The sequence below is a fragment of the Phenylobacterium deserti genome, assembly GCF_003254705.1.
GTDB classification, from domain to species: Bacteria; Pseudomonadota; Alphaproteobacteria; order Caulobacterales; family Caulobacteraceae; genus Phenylobacterium; species Phenylobacterium deserti.
In genome coordinates this window covers 148,971-165,797 of the sequence record NZ_QFYR01000004.1, presented here as the reverse complement: position 1 = coordinate 165,797, position 16,827 = coordinate 148,971, and the positions used below count along the sequence as shown (strand labels likewise).

The following is a 16,827-nucleotide window of genomic DNA, read 5'->3' as shown; positions in this document are numbered from 1 at the left end:
GAATTAGGCAGTTGGCGCCTGATGTTTGTGCGCAGCCTGGCCGGCGAGCAGCTCGGCAAGGGTCACGGGGCGATAATCCCGCACATCGACGCCCACGTCGAACTGCCGGGGCAGGGGCTTCATGCGCCCGTGGCTGTGGCCATGGAGGTTCAGGGCGCCCTTGTGCTGGCGGTTCCAGCTCCGGAACGGGTAGTGGCACAGCACGAGCGACCGGCCGTCCCGCTCGATCTCCGCATAGGGCGCGACGCTCTCCCAGCCCCCTACAGCGTCGGGGTCGGGATCGTTGTTGCCCACCACCAGGTGTTTGCGGCCGTTCAACTGCGGCAGGACGGCGACGGCGATCTTTGTCGTGCGCGCGAAGTCGCCCAGGTGCCAGACCTCGTCTTGGGGACCCACAGCCGTGTTCCAGCGGGCGATCAGTTCCGCGTCCATCTGCGCCACCGTCTCGAACGGCCGCGGATAGAGGTTCAGCGTGCGGTGGTCGCCGAAGTGGGTGTCGCTGGTGAAGAAGGTGGCCACGGCTGCGCAACGGCTCGAAGAGTGGACGGTTCGCCCGCGGCCCCTAAACTGGCGGGCTCACTTGAGGCCTGAAGATCATGACCGGCGTCACCGTCGTCGACCACCCGCTCGTGCGCCACAAGCTCACCTTGATGCGGGACCGGGAGACCTCCACCCATCTCTTCCGACAGCTTCTGCGCGAGATCAGCAGCCTGCTCTGCTACGAGGTCACGCGCGACCTGCCGCTGGAAGCGATCGAGATCGAAACGCCGATCCAGCCGATGAAGGCCGAGCGTATCGCCGGCAAGAAGCTGGTGTTCGCGCCCATCCTGCGCTCGGGCATGGGCATGCTGGACGGGATGCTGGAGCTGGCGCCGGCCGCGCGGGTCGCGCACGTCGGCCTTTATCGGGATCCGGAGACGCTGGACGCCGTCGAGTACTACTTCAAGGCGCCGGGCGACTTGTCAGACCGCACGGTCATCGTCATCGATCCGATGCTGGCGACCGGCCACACCGCGGTGGCGGCGGTGACCCGGCTGAAGGCCGCCGGCGCCAAGGACATCCGCCTGGTGTGCCTCCTGGCGGCGCCGGAAGGGGTGGAGGCGATGCAAGCCGCCCATCCTGACACGCCCATCTGGACGGCAGCCGTGGACGAGCGCCTCAACGAGCACGGCTACATCATTCCTGGCCTGGGGGATGCCGGAGACCGGATGTACGGCACCCGCTAGCGCTCGCGGCTGCGACCGCATGCGCCGGCAGATTACCGAGATTTATCTTTGCAGTAGTCCTGTCGCGGGACAGAAGGACCCGTCCTTTCTGGAGTTTCGGACGTGTTCGCTTCCATCGCCGCCGCAGCCCTCCTGGCGGCTCCCGCCGAACTGCCTCGCCTGCCGCCGATCGTGCGTCCGCCGCAGATCACCTATGTGGATCGCTCTGGCGCAGTGCTGGGCGTACGCGGTGGACGCTATGCGCCTCCGGTGGACCTGGCCAAGTTGCCGCCGCACGTGCCGGCCGCCTTCGTGGCCATCGAGGATCGGCGCTTCTACGACCACACCGGCTTCGATCCGACCGGCATTGCGCGCGCGATCGTCACCGACATCCGCGAAGGACGGCTGGCGCAGGGCGCCTCGACCATCACCCAGCAGCTGGCGCGCAACCTCTTCCTGAGCTCCGACCGCACGGCCGAGCGCAAAGCCAAAGAGCTGCTTTACGCGGTCCAGCTCGAGCGCGCCTACACCAAGAAGCAGATCCTCGGGATGTACCTCAGCCGGGTCTACTTCGGGTCCGGAGCCTACGGCCTGGAAGCGGCCTCGCGGCGGTACTTCAACAAGGCGCCCGCCAAGCTGACGGTGCGCGAAGCGGCCATGCTCGCCGCGATCATGAAGTCGCCCACCGGCTACAATCCCGTGACGGAGCCGGAGGCCAACGCCCAGCGCGCCCGCCTCGTGCTCGACGCCATGGTCGAGACTGGCGCGATCACCTCCGCCGACCGGAGCAAGGCGCTCGCCCAGACGCCGCGAGTCTGGAAGACCTCGCCCACCGCCCCGGCGCAGTACTTCATCGACTGGCTCGACGCCGAGACCCGCAGACTGGCCGGCAAGCAGATCCAGGATCTCATCGTCGACACCACGCTCGACATCACCACCGAGCGAGCGGCCTCTGAAGCCGTGCGCGCGGCGGCCGCAAAGGCGCCAGGCGCTCAAGGCGCGGTGGTCAGCGTGGACGGCGCGGGCCGCGTGCGCGTGCTGGTCGGCGGCCTCGATTATGCGGCCAGCGGCTTCAACCGCGCCGTCGCCGCCAAGCGGCAGGCGGGCTCGGCCTGGAAGCCCTTTGTCTACCTGACGGCGCTGGAGGCCGGCCGCACGCCGGATATGCCGGTTGTGGACGAGCCGGTGACCATCGGGACCTGGTCGCCCCGCAACTACGAAGGCGGGTTCCTGGGGGCGGTGACCCTCGAGCAGGCGCTTGCCCAGTCCGTGAACACCGTCGCCGCCAAGCTGGCTGATGAAGTGGGACGGCCCAACGTCGCCGCGACGGCCCGCCGGGTCGGCATCGTGTCCGCCGTCAACACGGACCCTGCCATGGCGCTGGGCACCACTCAGGTGAGCCCGCTCGAGATGGCCCAGGCCTATGCGGTGTTTTCCAACGGGGGCAACCGGGTGCAGGCCTATGGGGTCGAGCGGATCCGGACCGCGGGCGGCAAGGTCATCTACCAGCGCAAGCCGCCCACCTGGAGCCAGGTGGTCCGCAATCCCGCCCTCGGAGACCTGAATCGGATGCTCCGGGCAGTGGTGAGCCGAGGCACGGGCGTGCGCGCCGCGCTGCCGGGCTACGACGTCGCCGGCAAAACGGGCACCACCTCGGACTACAAGGACGCCTGGTTCGCCGGCTACACCGGGGGTCTCGCCACGGTGGTCTGGATGGGACGGGACGACAACGCGTCCATGCCGCGGGTCACGGGCGGGGGGCTGCCGGCCGAGGCCTGGCGCGCCACCATGGCCAGCGCGGTCAAGCGGCTGCCGGTCATGGCGATCCCGGCCGGGCCGCCGCCGCCCGCGCCCGTGCAGGCCATTCCCGTCGGCGCGCCTCAGCCCGAACTCTCCGAGCCGGAAGACGAGCCCGAAGCCCAGCTGAACTGATCCTTGGAGGGCTTGGCGCGGGCAGGGCGGGTGAGGCAGAACCTCACCGCTTACCCAGGGAGACTGCGCATGCCGTTCACCACCGAGATCCAGCCCGGCGTCCACCAGGAGACGCCCAAGGCGACACGCGGCTTTGTGCTCAACCACTCCATGCTGCGTGTGAAAGACCCGCAGGTGGCCCTCGACTTCTACACCGGCGTCATGGGCATGCGCCTCCTGCGCAAGCTGGACTTCCCGGAGATGCGCTTCTCCCTCTACTTCCTGGCCAAGCTCGAGGGCGAGACCGCGCCTGAGGACGTCGGCGAGCGCACCGCCTGGACCTTCTCGCAGCGCTCGATCCTGGAGCTGACCCACAACTGGGGGACGGAGAGCGATCCGGACTTCCGCTATCACGACGGCAACGCCCAGCCGCAAGGCTTCGGCCACATCTGCTTCGCCGTGCCGGACCTGGACGCCGCCGTCGCCTGGTTCGACGAGAAGGGCGTCACCTTCGTGAAGCGGCCCGACCAGGGCAAGATGAAGGACGTGGCCTTCATCAAGGACCCCGACGGCTACTGGATCGAGATCGTTCAGCCCGACAAGCTGACGGCCCTGGGGCTCTAGGCCATGCGCCTTGGCGCGATGATCCTGACGGGCGGCGCTTCCAGCCGCATGGGTGCGGACAAGGCCGCTCTGATCTGGGACGGCCTCCGCGCCGTCGATCGCGTGGCGGAACTGGCCAGGGCCGCGGGCGCCGATAGCGTGATGACTGTCGGCGCTGTCGACTACGGCCTCCCGTTTGTCGCGGACGAACCGGCCTTCGGCGGTCCGGTTGGAGGCGTGCTCGCCGGCTGCCAAGCGTTGGCGGCTCAGGCCTGCCGACGCATCCTCGTGCTGGCGGTGGATGCTCCCACCATCCAGCCCCGCGATCTGACCCCGCTGCTCGCCGTCGAGGCGCCGGGCGCCGCCTATGAGGGGCTGCATTTCCCCCTCGTGCTGGATCTGACGGCCTTGCCGCGGGATGCCGCCGCCGATTGGCCTATGGCTCGGCTGGCCGAGCGGGCGGGCGTCCGGCGCTTGCCGTGCGACGACGCCGACCGCCTCCGTCTGCGGGGCGCCAACACGCCTGAAGAGCGCGAGGTCCTTCTCCGGGGCGCCTGAAGAAGCGGCGCCGGCGCCTCAGAAACAGGCGTGTTTCCCATGAGGCATGGCGAAGGCGCATCGGCCCTCTGCCGTTCGGGTGCGGCGCCGGCTTAGTCGCCAGGCATGCGCGTCCTTGTCGTCGATCCCGATCCGGCCCGCGCCGCCCTGGTGGCGGAAGGTCTGTCCGGCGTCGATCCTTTGGAGGTCCGGCACGCCGCGATCTTCGACGAGCATGAAGCGGCGCTCTTCGAGCCGGACGTCGTGGTGGTCGCCGCCGACAGCCCGGACCGCGATACTCTCGACAGCCTGCGCGAGGCGAGCCTCGCCAACCCCCGCCCCGTGGTGATGTTCGTGGATCGCTCGGAGCCGGGCCTGGCGGAGGAAGCCGTTCGCGCCGGCGTCGCGGCCTATGTGGTGGACGGCCTCGCGGCAGGGCGGGTGCGCACAGTGCTGGAAGTGGCCATGAGCCGCTTCGCGCTCATGAACCAGCTGCGACAGGACCTCGAGAAGGCCAAGGCCGACCTCGCGTCCCGCAAGACCGTCGAGCGAGCCAAGGCCCTGCTGATGAAGGAGCGCGGCCTTGAAGAAGAAGAGGCCTACAAGCTGCTCCGCAAGCTTTCCATGGATACGGGCCGGCCGCTGGCGGCCGTCGCTTCCGACCTCCTGGCCTTCGCCGGCGTGCTGAAGGGAGGCAAGGCGTGAGACTGAAGCTCGGGTTCGTGCCGCTGACGGATGCCGCCCCGCTCATCGTAGCTCAGGCCCTGGGGTTCTTTGCCGACGAGGGCCTGACGGTGGAACTGTCCCGGGAGGTCTCCTGGGCGACCGTGCGCGACAAGGTTGCGGTGGGTGCTTTGGACGGCGCCCACATGCTGGCTCCGATGGCGCTTGCCGCAAACCTTGGGCTCGGCAGCGAGCCGGCTCCTTTGATCGCGCCTATGGCGCTCAGCCACAATGGCGCGGCGGTGACTCTGGCCTCGCGCCTGCTGCCGGCCGAAGAGCCTGACGCGGCGGGCCTTGCGCGGCTTGTGCGCCGTCGCAAGGAGCAGGACGCCAGTCCGCTCACCTTCGCGGTGGTGTTCCCCTACTCGATCCACAACTACCTGCTGCGGGCCTGGATGGCGCAGGCCGGAATCGACCCGGACCTGGATGTGCGCCTCACGGTAGCGCCGCCGCCCCGAATGGCCGAACTGCTGGCCGGCGGCGTGATCGAAGGCTTCTGCGCCGGCGAGCCATGGAGCACAGCCGCCGCCACGCGCGGCGTCGGCCGCCTCGCCGTGCGAGCCGGCGAGCTGTGGGGTCACGCCCCCGACAAGGTGCTGGGCGTGACCGATGGCTGGGCCGGTGAAGATCCGGCTCGGCTGCAGGCGCTCGTTCGCGCCCTGCTGCGCGCCGCCGCCTGGGCGGATAGCCCCGCGCATCGCGCAGAGCTGGCGCACCTCCTGGCGGAGCCGCAGTACGTGGGTGTCGAGGCCGCCGTCATCGAAGAGGGGCTTCGGCACATCCGTTTCCACGCCGACGGCGCAAATGTCCCCAAGCTCCAGGACGCCGCCTGGCTGCTGGAACAGATGGTGCTTTGGGGGCAAGCAGGCGCCGGCCTGGACATCAAGGCCGCGGCGGCCCGGGTCTACCGTCCCGATCTCTTTGAGGCTGCGACGACAACGCCTATTCGATAGGCGCCCATCAAGCTTGCGCGTGCGCAAGCTGAGCATTATTCCGCCCGCCGTTCGCAGCCACGCCCTGTGCTTGCAACGACAGGCCCGCTTCGGCGAGGTGAGGGCGCTGCGGGACGACGATGTCCTGCCGCACGGCCGCGCGTCACGCGACGGCAGGACACCGACGTCCGACGGGCTCGCCGCCCGCCGGGCGTTTTTTGTTTTGGGGCTCGGGGTGCGAGACATGGGATCGAGACGCAAGTCGCTGGCCGCCGGTGCGGTCCTGCTGGGCCTTTGCGCCGCCGGCGTGGCCGAGGCGCAGGACAATCCGCTGGAGGCGCTCGCGGCGGGCAAGCCGATCCTGGAGATCCGCGGCCGCTATGAGTTCGTGGATCAGGATCGTCTTCCGGAAGACGCCGACGCCTACACCGTGCGTGTGCGCGCCGGGTGGCAGACGGGGAGCTGGCGTAACCTCAGCGGCCTGGCCGAGCTCGACGCCGTGCAGCACGTCGGCCCGGAACGGTTCGCCGTCAACGTGCCGGGCGCGAACACTCCGCCGCTGAACGGCGCCGACAAGGCGCGCTTCCCGGTGGTCAACGATCCCGACGTGCTGGAACTGAACCGCCTGCAACTCGCCTGGACTCCGTCCAAGGGCGACGCTCTAACCCTCGGTCGCCAGCGCATCCTGATCGGCGATCAACGCTTCGTCGGCGCCGTGCCTTGGCGGCAGGACGAGCAGACCTTTGACGCTGCGCGCGTCGATCTCTCCACCGGGCAGGTGAGGGTGCTCTACGCCTACGTCAGCCGGGTGAACCGGTTGATCGGCGATCTGCGCGACTGGGATTCCGACAGCCATCTGCTGAACGCCGTCTGGGCGCCGACGCCGGCCCTCAACCTCGAAGGCTTCGTCTATGCCCTCGATTTCGAGACTTCGCCGATCAACAGTTCCCTGACAGAGGGCGTGAAGGCTACCGGCGGCCGCAAGGCAGGCCCTTGGCGCTTCGGCTACGCCGCCACCTACGCCCGCCAGTCGGACTGGCGTGGACGCACGGCTGACTTCTCGCTCGACTATGTCGGCCTGGAGTTCAGCGCCGCGCATGGCCCGTTCGGCGGCGCCATCGCCTGGGACTCGCTGGAGGGCAATGGCGCGCGTGGCTTCAGCGCTCCGCTCGGCAGCGCCCACGCTTTCAACGGCTGGTCCGACGCCTTTGTGCAGCCGGGCGGCGCCAAGGGCTTCGTCGATGGCCTGGAGGACCTGAACCTCACCTTCACCGCCAAGCCGGCGCTCAAGTACGGGCCGCTCTCCAGCCCCGACTTCCTCCTGCGTCACCACTGGTTCAAGGACGAGCGCACGGGCGCAGACCTCGGCCAGGAGTGGGGCGCACAACTGCAGTTCAAGCTCGGCCGGAAATGGGCGGCCCTGCTCAAGTACGCCGACTTCCGGCGTGAGGGCGCCGTTCCGGCAGGCACAGCGACCCCGCCCGCCTCCCGCACCAAGGTATGGATGAGCCTCGAGTACAAGCTCTGACGCAGCGCCCGCCTATTCTCTGATCAGGGGCACCGGGCGGGCGCCGCTTTTTTGCGCCGCAGCATGTTTCCGCAGCGGCGCCTCTTCACCACGCGTGACGGAGCCGGAAGACCGCGGTTCCCTCGACATCAGGCCCAGGACAACGGCGTTCGCGGCCATCGGAACGGCTCGATGACGAGCCTCTCCCTCCGGCGACGCCGCCGCTCCACCGCAATCCTTTGCACGGGGCCTATCCGTCATGCTGAGCCGCTCGTTCCTCAAGGCCGGTCACACGCCGACCCTGCTGTCCGCCTTCCTCTACTTCGACCTGAGCTTCATGGTCTGGGTCCTGCTGGGACCGTTGGGCGTCGCCATCTCCAAGAGCTTCGGTCTCGACGCCGCCCAAAAAGGCCTGATGGTCGCCATCCCGGTGCTGTCCGGTGCGGTGCTGCGCCTCGTGGCCGGCGTCCTCGTCGACCACATCGGCCCCAAGAAGACCGGGATCATCGGCCAGCTGATCGTCATGGCGGGCCTCATCGCCGCTTGGCGCCTGGGCCTGCACAGCTACCATCAGGTGCTCGCGCTCGGCGTGATCCTGGGCGTGGCCGGCGCCTCCTTCGCCGTGGCCCTGCCGCTGGCCTCGCGCTGGTATCCGCCGGAACACCAGGGCCTCGCCCTCGGCATCGCCGGCGCCGGCAACTCGGGCACCGCGCTCGCCGCCCTTTTCGCGCCAGGTCTCGCCCAGTGGGTGGGCTGGAACAACGTCATCGGCCTCGCCGCTCTGCCGCTGGCCGTCGCCTTCGTGGTCTACGTCCTCTTCGCCAAGGACGCGCCGAACCCGCCCGCGCCAAAGCGTCTGGCCGAGTACATGAGCGTGCTGAAGACCCCCGACGCCTGGTGGCTGATGCTGCTCTACAGCGTGACCTTCGGCGGCTTCGTCGGCCTGTCGTCCTCGCTGACCATCTACTTCAACGCCGAATACGGCCTGCCCGCCGTGACCGCCGGCTTCTTCACCGCCGCCTGCGTCTTCGCTGGCTCCTTCGTCCGTCCGGTCGGCGGCGCTCTGGCTGACCGCTTCGGCGGCGTGCGCACCCTGACCGTCGTCTACGTGCTCGCCGCTCTCGGTCTGGCGCTTGCCAGCTTCAGAGCGCCCAGCGTCTGGATGGCCCTGGCCGTGATCATGTTCTCCATGTCCGCCCTGGGCGCCGGCAACGGCGCGGTGTTCCAGCTGGCCCCTCAGCGGTTCCGCAAGGAGATCGGCGTCGTCACCGGCCTCGTGGGCATGACGGGCGGCATCGGCGGCTTCTACCTGGCCTCCAGCCTCGGCTGGGCCAAGCAGATGACCGGCAGCTACCAGATCGGCCTGCTCGCCTTCGCCGGCATGGCCTTGCTGGCCCTGGGTTGCCTGACCACCGTGAAGACCCGCTGGCGCAAGACCTGGGGCGCCGAAGCCCAGGCCGCCGGCGTCACCCTGCGCCTCTGATCACCCTCAAGTTCCCTCGGAGTAGACCGTCATGACCAAGGAACGCCTGGTCGTCGTCGGCAACGGCATGGCCGGTTGCCGCGCGGTGTCCGACCTGCTGAAGCGCGATCCGGACCGCTACGACATCACCATCTTCGGCGCAGAGCCCCGGGTGAACTACGACCGGATCATGCTCTCGCCCGTGCTGGCCGGAGAGAAGACCTTCGACCAGATCGTCATCAACGACGAGGCCTGGTACCGCGACAACGGCATTACCCTGCACGCCGGCCGCAAGGTCGAGGCAATCGACGCCGAGGCCAAGATCCTGCGCGCCGAAGGCGGGCTGGAAGTCGGCTACGACAAGCTGATCCTGGCGACGGGTTCTGACCCCGTGCGCCTGCCGCTGCCGGGCGCTGACCTCAAGGGCGTCGTCACCTTCCGCGACCTGGACGACGTCGAAGCCATGATGGCCGCCGCGGCCAAGCCGGGCGCGCGGGCGGTGGTGATCGGCGGCGGGCTGCTGGGCATCGAGGCGGCCTACGGCCTCGCCCGGCGCGGCATGGCGGCCACCGTCGTCCACCTGATGGACGTGCTGATGGAGCGCCAGCTCGACGCCTCCGCCGGCTTCCTGCTGACCCAGGCGATGAGCGAGCGCGGCGTTGAGACGGTGCTGGGCGCTCAGTCCGAGGAGATCCTGGGCGAGAACGGCCAGGTCACCGGCCTGAAGCTGAAGGACGGCCGGATCCTGCCTTGCGACATCCTGGTGATGGCCGTCGGCATCCGACCAAACACCGCCCTCGCCAAGGCGGCCGGCCTGGAGGTGAACCGCGGCGTGGTGGTCGGCGATGACCTCCGCACCTCCGACCCTAGCATCTACGCGGTGGGCGAGTGCGTGGAGCACCGCGGCCAGTGCTACGGCCTGGTTGCGCCGATCTGGGAGATGTGCCGCACGGCGGCCGCCTCCCTCGCCGGCGGCGAGGCGGCCTACGAAGGCTCGGTGCTCTCGACGCGCCTTAAGGTGTCGGGCGTGGACGTCTTCTCGGCCGGCAAGTTCGCCGGCGGCGACGGCTGCGAGGACATCGTGTTCCGCGACGCCGGCCGCGGCGTCTACAAGCGCATCGTGCTGGAGGACGGCAAGGTCGCCGGCGCAGTGCTGTTCGGGGACGCCGCCGACGGCGGCTGGTACTTCGACCTGATGCGCCAGGGCGCGGAGGTCGGCGACATCCGCGAGACCCTGGTGTTCGGCCAGGCGATGACGGAGGGCCTTCGGGGGCTCGACCCTAGCGCGGCCGTTGCGGCCATGGCGGACGATGCTGAGGTCTGCGGCTGCAACGGCGTCTGCAAAGGGACCATCACCCAGGCGATCACCGATCAGGGCCTGAACACCCTCGACCTCGTGAAGGCGCACACCAAGGCTTCGGCCTCGTGCGGCTCCTGCACCCCTCTCGTCGAGAAGATCCTGAAGGCCACCCTGGGCGACGCCTTCCAGGTCCAGACCGGTCCCAAGCCCGTCTGCGGCTGCACGTCCAAGGGTCACGACGAGGTCCGCAAGCGCATCGTCGCCGAGGGCCTGAAGTCCATGCCCGCGGTCATGCAGGCGCTGGAGTGGGCGACGCCGGACGGCTGCCCGTCCTGCCGCCCCGCCCTGAACTACTACCTGCTGTGCGCCTGGCCGGGCGAGTACCGGGACGATGGCCAGAGCCGCTACATCAACGAGCGGGTGCACGCCAACATTCAGAAGGACGGCACCTATTCCGTGGTCCCCCGCATGTGGGGCGGCATGACCAGCGCCTCCGAGCTACGCGCCATCGCCGACGTGGTCGAGAAGTTCGACATCCCCTCGGTGAAGGTCACCGGCGGCCAGCGCATCGACCTGCTGGGCGTCAAGAAGGACGACCTGCCGGCGGTCTGGGCCGACCTCAACCGCGCCGGCATGGTCAGCGGCCACGCCTACGCCAAGGGCCTGCGCACCGTGAAGACCTGCGTCGGCTCGGATTGGTGCCGGTTCGGCACCCAGGACTCCACCGGCCTCGGCATCAAGCTCGAGAAGTTCATGTGGGGCTCCTGGACGCCGGCCAAGCTCAAGCTCGCCGTGTCCGGCTGTCCTCGGAACTGCGCTGAAGCCACCTGCAAGGACATCGGCGTGATCTGCGTGGACAGCGGCTACGAGATCCACATCGGCGGCGCCGCCGGCCTGCACATCCAGGGAACCCAGCTGCTGACCAAGGTCGCCTCCGAGCAGGAAGCGCTCTGGGCCATCTGCGCCATCACCCAGATGTACCGCGAGCAGGGCTGGTACCTGGAGCGGCTCTACAAGTGGATGGCCCGCGTCGGCCTCGAGACGATCAAGGCCGAGATCGAGGACCCTGAACGTCGCCGGGCCCTCTACGACCGGTTCGCCTTCTCGCAGCGCTTCTCGCGCATCGACCCCTGGGCTGAGCGGGTCGCCGGCCGCGACTCCGCCGAGTTCAACCCCCTGTCCCGTCGCATGGAGTTCGTCCCGGCATGAACGCCCTCGTCAAAGACCCCACTGTCTGGATCGACGTTGGCGCGGTGACCGACGTGCCTCGCAGAGGCGCCCGCCGGGTGCCGACGCCGGCCGGCGACATCGCCATCTTCCGCACGGGCGACGGCCAGGTCTACGCGCTCAAGGACAAGTGCCCGCACAAGGGCGGTCCGCTCAGCCAGGGCATCGTCCACGGCCGCTCCGTGGCCTGTCCCCTGCACAACTGGTCCATCGACCTGGCCACCGGCGAGCCGGTCGGCGCGGACGCCGGCAAGGGCTGCACCCCGGTGATCCCGCTCCGCGTCGAAGACGGCCGCCTCCTCCTGGCCCAGGTGTGATGGCGAGCCGGCGCGCCAGATGCTCCCCCTCAGGGGGAGCTCCCGCGAAGCGGGTGAGGGGGTCACACCAGCCGAGTTTGCGGCTGGAACCCCCTCCGGCCTTCGGCCACCTCCCCCTGAGGGGGAGGATCTGACGTGCGAACGACGTGCCCCTACTGCGGCGTTGGATGCGGCGTTAAGGCTAAGGCTGATGGCCGGAACGTCAGTGTAGCAGGCGACGCCGCCCACCCAGCCAACTTCGGCCGCCTGTGCTCCAAAGGCAGCGCCCTCGGCTCCACCGTCGGCCTCGAAGGCCGGCTGCTCCATCCGACCATCGGCGGCCGCCAAGCGTCTTGGAGCGAAGCGACAGCCCTGGTGGCCAAGCGCTTCAAGGAAACCATCGCCCGGCACGGCCCGGACTCGGTGGCCTTCTACGTCTCCGGGCAGTTGCTGACCGAGGACTACTACGCGGCCAATAAGCTGATGAAGGGCTTCATCGGCTCGGCGAACATCGACACCAATTCCCGTCTCTGCATGGCCAGCGCCGTCGTGGCCCACAAGCTGGCGTTCGGCGCCGACCTGGTCCCCGGCTGCTACGAAGACCTGGAGCTCGCCGACCTCGTCGTCTTCTCCGGTCACAACGCGGCCTGGACGCACCCTGTCCTGTTCCGCCGCATGGAGCAGGCGAGGGCGCGCGGCCAGCGCCACGTGGTCATCGACCCGCGCCGGACCGACACGGCCGAAGGCGCCGACCTGCACCTGCCCCTGGCGCCGCAAAGCGATGTGCGCCTCTGGAACGGGCTCCTCGCCGACCTCATCCGGCGCGGCGCCGTGGACCGCGCCTACGTCGCCGCTCACGTGAATGGCTTTGCTGACGTCGAGGCCGAGCTGGGAAAGGTCGATCAGTCCCTGACGGCGGTGGCGGCGGATTGCGGCGTGCCGGCCGCCGACCTGGAGCAGTTCTTCCGCTGGTTCGCCGAGACCCCGCGCACCGTCAGCCTGTTCTCCATGGGCGCCAACCAGTCCGCCCAAGGCGTCGCCAAGGGTTCGGCCATCATCAACGCCCACCTGGCGACCGGCCGCATCGGCAAGCCCGGGGCGGCTCCGTTCTCGATCACCGGCCAGCCCAACGCCATGGGCGGACGCGAGACCGGCGGCATGGCCACCACCCTTGCCGGCCACATGGACTTCGACCCGGAGAGCCGCGAGCGGGTGAAGCGCTTCTGGGGCGCTCCCACCATCTCCGAAAAGCCCGGCCTCAAGGCCGTGGAGATGTTCGAGGCGATCCGCGAAGGCCGCATCAAGGCCCTGTGGGTCATGGCCACCAACCCGGCCGTCAGCCTGCCGAACGCCGGCAAGGTGCGCGAGGCTCTCGCCGCCTGTCCGTTCGTGGTGGTCTCCGACGTCATGGCCGACACCGACACCGCACCCTTCGCCCACGTGAAGCTTCCGGCCCTGGCCTGGGGCGAGAAGGACGGCACGGTCACCAACTCCGAGCGGCGGATCTCCCGCCAACGCGCCCTGTTCGACGCGCCGGGCGAGGCGCGGCCCGACTGGCGCATCGTGGCCGACGTTGCGACCGCCATGGGGTTCGTCGACGCCTTCTCCTGGCGCAGCCAGGCTCAAGTCTTCCGGGAGTGGGCGCGGCTCAGCGCCTACGAGAACGGAGGCCGCGTGCTGAACCTCGGCCCCCTGGCGGCGATCACGCCCGAGGCTTACGACGCGCTGGAGCCGGTCCAGTGGCCCGTGACCTCGGCGGGCGGCACGGCGCGGCTGTTCACCGACGGCCGCTACCAGACGCCCGACGGTCGCGCCCGCATGCAGCCGGTCGCCGCGGAGGGCCCGGCCGAGGCGACCGATCCTGCGTTCCCGCTATCGCTGAACACGGGCCGGGTGCGCGACCACTGGCACACCCTGACCCGGACCGGCCTGGCGCCTGAACTGTGTCGCCACACGCCCGAGCCCTATATCGAAGTGCACCCGGCCGACGCCGAGAAGCTGGGGATCACCGAGGGCCGGCTCACCCGCGTCACCACCCGCCAGGGCGAGGCCGTGGCCGTAGCCAAGGTCAGCGAGCGCCAGCGGCCAGGCTCGATCTTCATGCCCATGCACTGGGGCGAAACCTTCGCGCCGGCCGGGCGAGCCAACCCCCTTGTCGCGCCGAAGGTCGATGCACGCTCGGGCCAGCCCGAGTTCAAGCACACGCCGGCCCGGGCGCGGCCCTATCGCGAGACCTGGCGGGGTTTCTTCATCGCGGCGGAGGGATGGTCTGCGCCAAAGTCGCTCGACCTCGTCTGGCGCCGCATCCCGCAGGCCGGCTGCCAGCTGCACGAGTTCGCCGGCCGCGGCGATGAAGCGGAGCGCGAGGCGCTGCGGGCTGTGCTGACCAAGGGCGCGCCCGTCGAGGTGCTGCGCTTCGAAGACGCCGGCGCCGGCTCGTTGCGGGAAGCCTATCTGGTCGGCGGCCGGCTGGAGCGGGTGCTGTTCACGGCCGGCGCAGGCGCCTTGCCGCCGCGCGAGTGGTTGGTGGAGTTGTTCGCCGCCTCCGAGCTCACCGCGCAGGATCGGACCGCGCTGCTGGTCGGCCGCGCACCCGGCAAACCGCTCGACGCCAGCCCGATCGTCTGCGCCTGCCGCGGCGTGCGGGCCAGCCGGATCACGGATGCGATCGCCGCCGGCTGCGGGAGCATCGACGCCGTGAGCGAGAGCACCGGCGCCGGCGCCGCCTGCGGGTCCTGCCGGCCCGAGATCGCCCGCCTCATCGCCCAGTCCCCCAAGACGGAGGTCCGCCATGCCGCATGAGACCAAGCTCGGACGTGTTCAGCTGGTGGGCGCAGGTCCCGGCGCCGCCGACCTGCTGACGGTTCGCGCCCTACGGGCGATCGAGAACGCCGAGGCGCTGCTCTACGACGCCCTGATCTCGGACGAGGTTCTGGCGCTGGCGCCCGCCACCTGCCTCAAGATCCAGACCGGCAAGCGCGCCGGCCGCACAAGCATGAAGCAGGAGACGATCAACCGGTTGATGCTGCGGGTGGCCCGTCGCGGCCTGAACGTGGTGCGTTTGAAAGGCGGCGATCCTTCCATCTTTGGGCGGGTCGGCGAGGAGAAGGCCTTTCTGGAAGCGCACGGCGTCGAAACCGAAGTCGTGCCGGGCGTCACAGCCGCCTGCGCCGCCGCGGCGCAATTCGGCTTTCCCCTGACCCACCGCAACGAGGCGCGGCGGGTGGTCTTCACCACCGCTCGCCTGGAAGCAGGCGCCTTGCAGACCGACTGGCAGGCGGCGGCGGACACCGAAGCCACCTTGGCGATCTACATGGGCGGCGGCGCCGCGGCGGAACTCAGCCGCCGGCTGATCGCCTGTGGTCGCTCCCCCTCGACCCCGGTCGCCGTGGTGGAGCGGGCGGGTAGCCCCGAGGCGCGCTTGATGCCCGGAACGCTCGACCGACTGGCCGAGGCCGCGGCTCAGGCCGGCGATGGGCCTGTGTTGATCGTCGTTGGGGAGGTCGCGGCCCGCGCCCAAGTCGTGGCCGAAATGGCTGTCTCCCCGGAGTGGGTAGCTCGCGCCGTCTGAAGCTGGGGCATAAACCCCTTCTCAACGCGGAATGGGCAGTCTGTCGGCGAACGAGCCGAGAGAGCCACGATGCCCCGCCGCAACCTCCCGAGCGCCAGCCTTCGCCCGCACGACCTGGCGATGCTGAAGGTGCTGGTTGTCGACGACAACTCTAACGTCCAGCGGCTGATCGGCGATGTCCTTTACGCCGGCGGCGTCGGGCAGGTGGAAACGGCCAGCGATGGCGTGCGCGCCCGGGCCATGCTGGCGCGCTGGGATCCGGACATCGTGTTCACCGACTGGATCATGCCGGTGATGGACGGCCTGGAGCTGACCCGCTCGATCCGCCAGGCGGCGGTTCGCAAGGACAGCCGCATCCCAAATCCTGAAGTGCCGGTGATCATCGTGACCGGCCACCGCAGCGAAGCCGACGTCGAGATGGCCCGCCGGGCGGGCGTCAATGAGTTCGTGATCAAGCCGTTCACGCCGGCGGCCCTGCTGTCGCGCATTCAGCTCGTGCTGACGAAGCCACGGCCGTTCATCGTCTCGGATGCCTACGTCGGGCCCGATCGCAGGCGGCGCGTCGAACTCAGCTACTCCGGTCCCCTGCGCCGGATGAGCGACCCCGACGAGGTGGTGGACACCGTTGAGCGCGTCGCGACGCGCGAGACCATCAGCGTCGAGCTCCAGGCTTTGCGCGCACTGATCACCGCCCGCGGCGGTGTGGATCGCGACACGCTGAAGATGACCTACCGCGTCATGCAGCACACCAGCTTCCGCGCGCGGCAGGTGCGCGACGCCATGGTGCACAAGGCTTCGACCCTGCTCATGGAATACGTCGACGCCATGGGCGGGCCCGAGCAGTGCCAGGGCGAGGTGCTCGACCTGCATTTCCAGGTCATCGGCAAGCTCATCGACCTGCCGGAAGGCGAGGCGAAGGAAGCCCAGATCCTGATCGCGAAGCTGGAGGCGGTGGTGAAGCAGAAGACCGCCAAGAAGCGCCAAGCTGCGTGACCCGCGCCGGCCGCCCGGCTAAAGGGGCGGCATGGCCGAAGCCTTCAACGAAAAGACCCTGTCCGGCTCCAAGGCGGAGCTCTACGCCGCCGTGAGCGCGGAGATCGCCTCCGTGCTGGAGGGCGAGCCCAACCTCACCGCGCGCATGGCGACCGTCGCCTCCATGCTGGCCGCCACCTTCGACGACTTCTTCTGGACCGGCTTCTACGTGGTCGATCCAACCAAGGAGCGGGAACTGGTGGTGGGGCCTTACCAGGGCACCCTCGGCTGCCTGCGCATCGCGTTCGGCCGGGGCGTTTGCGGCGCGGCCGCTGAGACGCGCGCCACTCAGCTCGTCCCTGACGTCCACGCCTTTCCGGGTCACATCGCCTGCGACAGCCGCTCGGCCAGCGAGATCGTTGTCCCGGTGTTCGACGCGGGCGGCGAACTCATCGCCGTGTTCGACGTGGACTCGGAGCGGCCGGCGGCGTTCGACGAAGTGGACCAGCACTGGCTGGAGACCATCCTGAAGGCGACCTTCTCCTGACGCTGACGTCCGCGTAAGCCTTCTTGGCTTCCGC

15 protein-coding genes are annotated in these 16,827 nt (G+C 69.5%); 14 read left to right on the top strand and 1 reads right to left on the bottom strand.

Annotated elements, in window-relative coordinates; all coding sequences use genetic code 11:
* Window positions 1-3: 3 nt before the first annotated feature.
* Entirely contained in the window at window positions 4-519 is a 516-nt protein-coding gene (locus DJ018_RS15590; RefSeq protein WP_111515899.1) for a metallophosphoesterase family protein, read from the bottom strand.
* A gap of 77 nt (window positions 520-596) precedes the next feature.
* Between DJ018_RS15590 and upp the strand changes: the two genes are divergently transcribed.
* The 14 genes from upp (at window position 597) to DJ018_RS15520 (ending at window position 16,793) form a co-directional block, all read left to right on the top strand.
* Complete coding sequence (gene upp, locus DJ018_RS15585; RefSeq protein WP_111515898.1) at window positions 597-1,226, top strand: uracil phosphoribosyltransferase; 630 nt, start codon at window positions 597-599, stop codon at window positions 1,224-1,226.
* A gap of 102 nt (window positions 1,227-1,328) precedes the next feature.
* The gene (locus DJ018_RS15580; protein ID WP_111515897.1) at window positions 1,329-3,137 is read left to right on the top strand and encodes a transglycosylase domain-containing protein; all 1,809 of its coding nucleotides are present in this window, start codon (window positions 1,329-1,331) and stop codon (window positions 3,135-3,137) included.
* A gap of 69 nt (window positions 3,138-3,206) precedes the next feature.
* Complete coding sequence (gene gloA, locus DJ018_RS15575) at window positions 3,207-3,740, top strand: lactoylglutathione lyase (protein WP_111515896.1); 534 nt, start codon at window positions 3,207-3,209, stop codon at window positions 3,738-3,740.
* A 3-nt stretch (window positions 3,741-3,743) separates the two neighbouring features.
* Entirely contained in the window at window positions 3,744-4,277 is a 534-nt protein-coding gene (gene mobA, locus DJ018_RS15570) for a molybdenum cofactor guanylyltransferase (RefSeq protein ID WP_111515895.1), read from the top strand.
* 105 nt (window positions 4,278-4,382) lie between these two features.
* Window positions 4,383-4,961: an ANTAR domain-containing response regulator gene (locus DJ018_RS15565; RefSeq protein WP_111515894.1), complete on the top strand. Its 579-nt coding sequence runs from the start codon at window positions 4,383-4,385 to the stop codon at window positions 4,959-4,961.
* Window positions 4,958-5,932: a CmpA/NrtA family ABC transporter substrate-binding protein gene (locus DJ018_RS15560; RefSeq protein WP_111515893.1), complete on the top strand. Its 975-nt coding sequence runs from the start codon at window positions 4,958-4,960 to the stop codon at window positions 5,930-5,932. Before DJ018_RS15565 ends, DJ018_RS15560 begins: the two co-directional genes overlap by 4 nt.
* A 223-nt stretch (window positions 5,933-6,155) precedes the next feature.
* Entirely contained in the window at window positions 6,156-7,439 is a 1,284-nt protein-coding gene (locus tag DJ018_RS15555) for an alginate export family protein (protein ID WP_111515892.1), read from the top strand.
* Window positions 7,440-7,677: 238 nt separating this feature from the next.
* A complete protein-coding gene (locus tag DJ018_RS15550) occupies window positions 7,678-8,901 on the top strand; it encodes a nitrate/nitrite transporter (protein ID WP_111515891.1) in 1,224 nt (407 codons plus the stop codon).
* A gap of 31 nt (window positions 8,902-8,932) precedes the next feature.
* The gene (gene nirB / locus DJ018_RS15545; RefSeq protein WP_111515890.1) at window positions 8,933-11,389 is read left to right on the top strand and encodes a nitrite reductase large subunit NirB; all 2,457 of its coding nucleotides are present in this window, start codon (window positions 8,933-8,935) and stop codon (window positions 11,387-11,389) included.
* On the top strand, window positions 11,386-11,724 hold the full coding sequence (nirD, locus tag DJ018_RS15540; protein WP_111515889.1) for a nitrite reductase small subunit NirD: 339 nt from the start codon (window positions 11,386-11,388) through the stop codon (window positions 11,722-11,724). The genes nirB and nirD overlap by 4 nt, the downstream gene beginning before the upstream one ends.
* 135 nt (window positions 11,725-11,859) lie before the next feature.
* Window positions 11,860-14,505: a nitrate reductase gene (locus DJ018_RS15535; protein WP_111515888.1), complete on the top strand. Its 2,646-nt coding sequence runs from the start codon at window positions 11,860-11,862 to the stop codon at window positions 14,503-14,505.
* The gene (cobA, locus tag DJ018_RS15530) at window positions 14,495-15,274 is read left to right on the top strand and encodes a uroporphyrinogen-III C-methyltransferase (RefSeq protein ID WP_111515887.1); all 780 of its coding nucleotides are present in this window, start codon (window positions 14,495-14,497) and stop codon (window positions 15,272-15,274) included. The genes DJ018_RS15535 and cobA overlap by 11 nt, the downstream gene beginning before the upstream one ends.
* 69 nt (window positions 15,275-15,343) lie before the next feature.
* Complete coding sequence (locus DJ018_RS15525) at window positions 15,344-16,267, top strand: response regulator (protein WP_111515886.1); 924 nt, start codon at window positions 15,344-15,346, stop codon at window positions 16,265-16,267.
* Between the two features lie 31 nt (window positions 16,268-16,298).
* Entirely contained in the window at window positions 16,299-16,793 is a 495-nt protein-coding gene (locus tag DJ018_RS15520) for a GAF domain-containing protein (protein ID WP_111515885.1), read from the top strand.
* Window positions 16,794-16,827 lie beyond the last annotated feature (34 nt).

Coding starts and splice junctions, on each gene's coding strand:
- upp (WP_111515898.1), top strand. CDS start 597: ATGACCGGCGTCACCGTCGTCGACCACCCGCTCGTGCGCCACAAGCTC.
- gloA (WP_111515896.1), top strand. CDS start 3,207: ATGCCGTTCACCACCGAGATCCAGCCCGGCGTCCACCAGGAGACGCCC.
- mobA (WP_111515895.1), top strand. CDS start 3,744: ATGCGCCTTGGCGCGATGATCCTGACGGGCGGCGCTTCCAGCCGCATG.
- DJ018_RS15565 (WP_111515894.1), top strand. CDS start 4,383: ATGCGCGTCCTTGTCGTCGATCCCGATCCGGCCCGCGCCGCCCTGGTG.
- DJ018_RS15555 (WP_111515892.1), top strand. CDS start 6,156: ATGGGATCGAGACGCAAGTCGCTGGCCGCCGGTGCGGTCCTGCTGGGC.
- DJ018_RS15550 (WP_111515891.1), top strand. CDS start 7,678: ATGCTGAGCCGCTCGTTCCTCAAGGCCGGTCACACGCCGACCCTGCTG.
- nirB (WP_111515890.1), top strand. CDS start 8,933: ATGACCAAGGAACGCCTGGTCGTCGTCGGCAACGGCATGGCCGGTTGC.
- nirD (WP_111515889.1), top strand. CDS start 11,386: ATGAACGCCCTCGTCAAAGACCCCACTGTCTGGATCGACGTTGGCGCG.
- cobA (WP_111515887.1), top strand. CDS start 14,495: ATGCCGCATGAGACCAAGCTCGGACGTGTTCAGCTGGTGGGCGCAGGT.
- DJ018_RS15525 (WP_111515886.1), top strand. CDS start 15,344: ATGCCCCGCCGCAACCTCCCGAGCGCCAGCCTTCGCCCGCACGACCTG.
- DJ018_RS15520 (WP_111515885.1), top strand. CDS start 16,299: ATGGCCGAAGCCTTCAACGAAAAGACCCTGTCCGGCTCCAAGGCGGAG.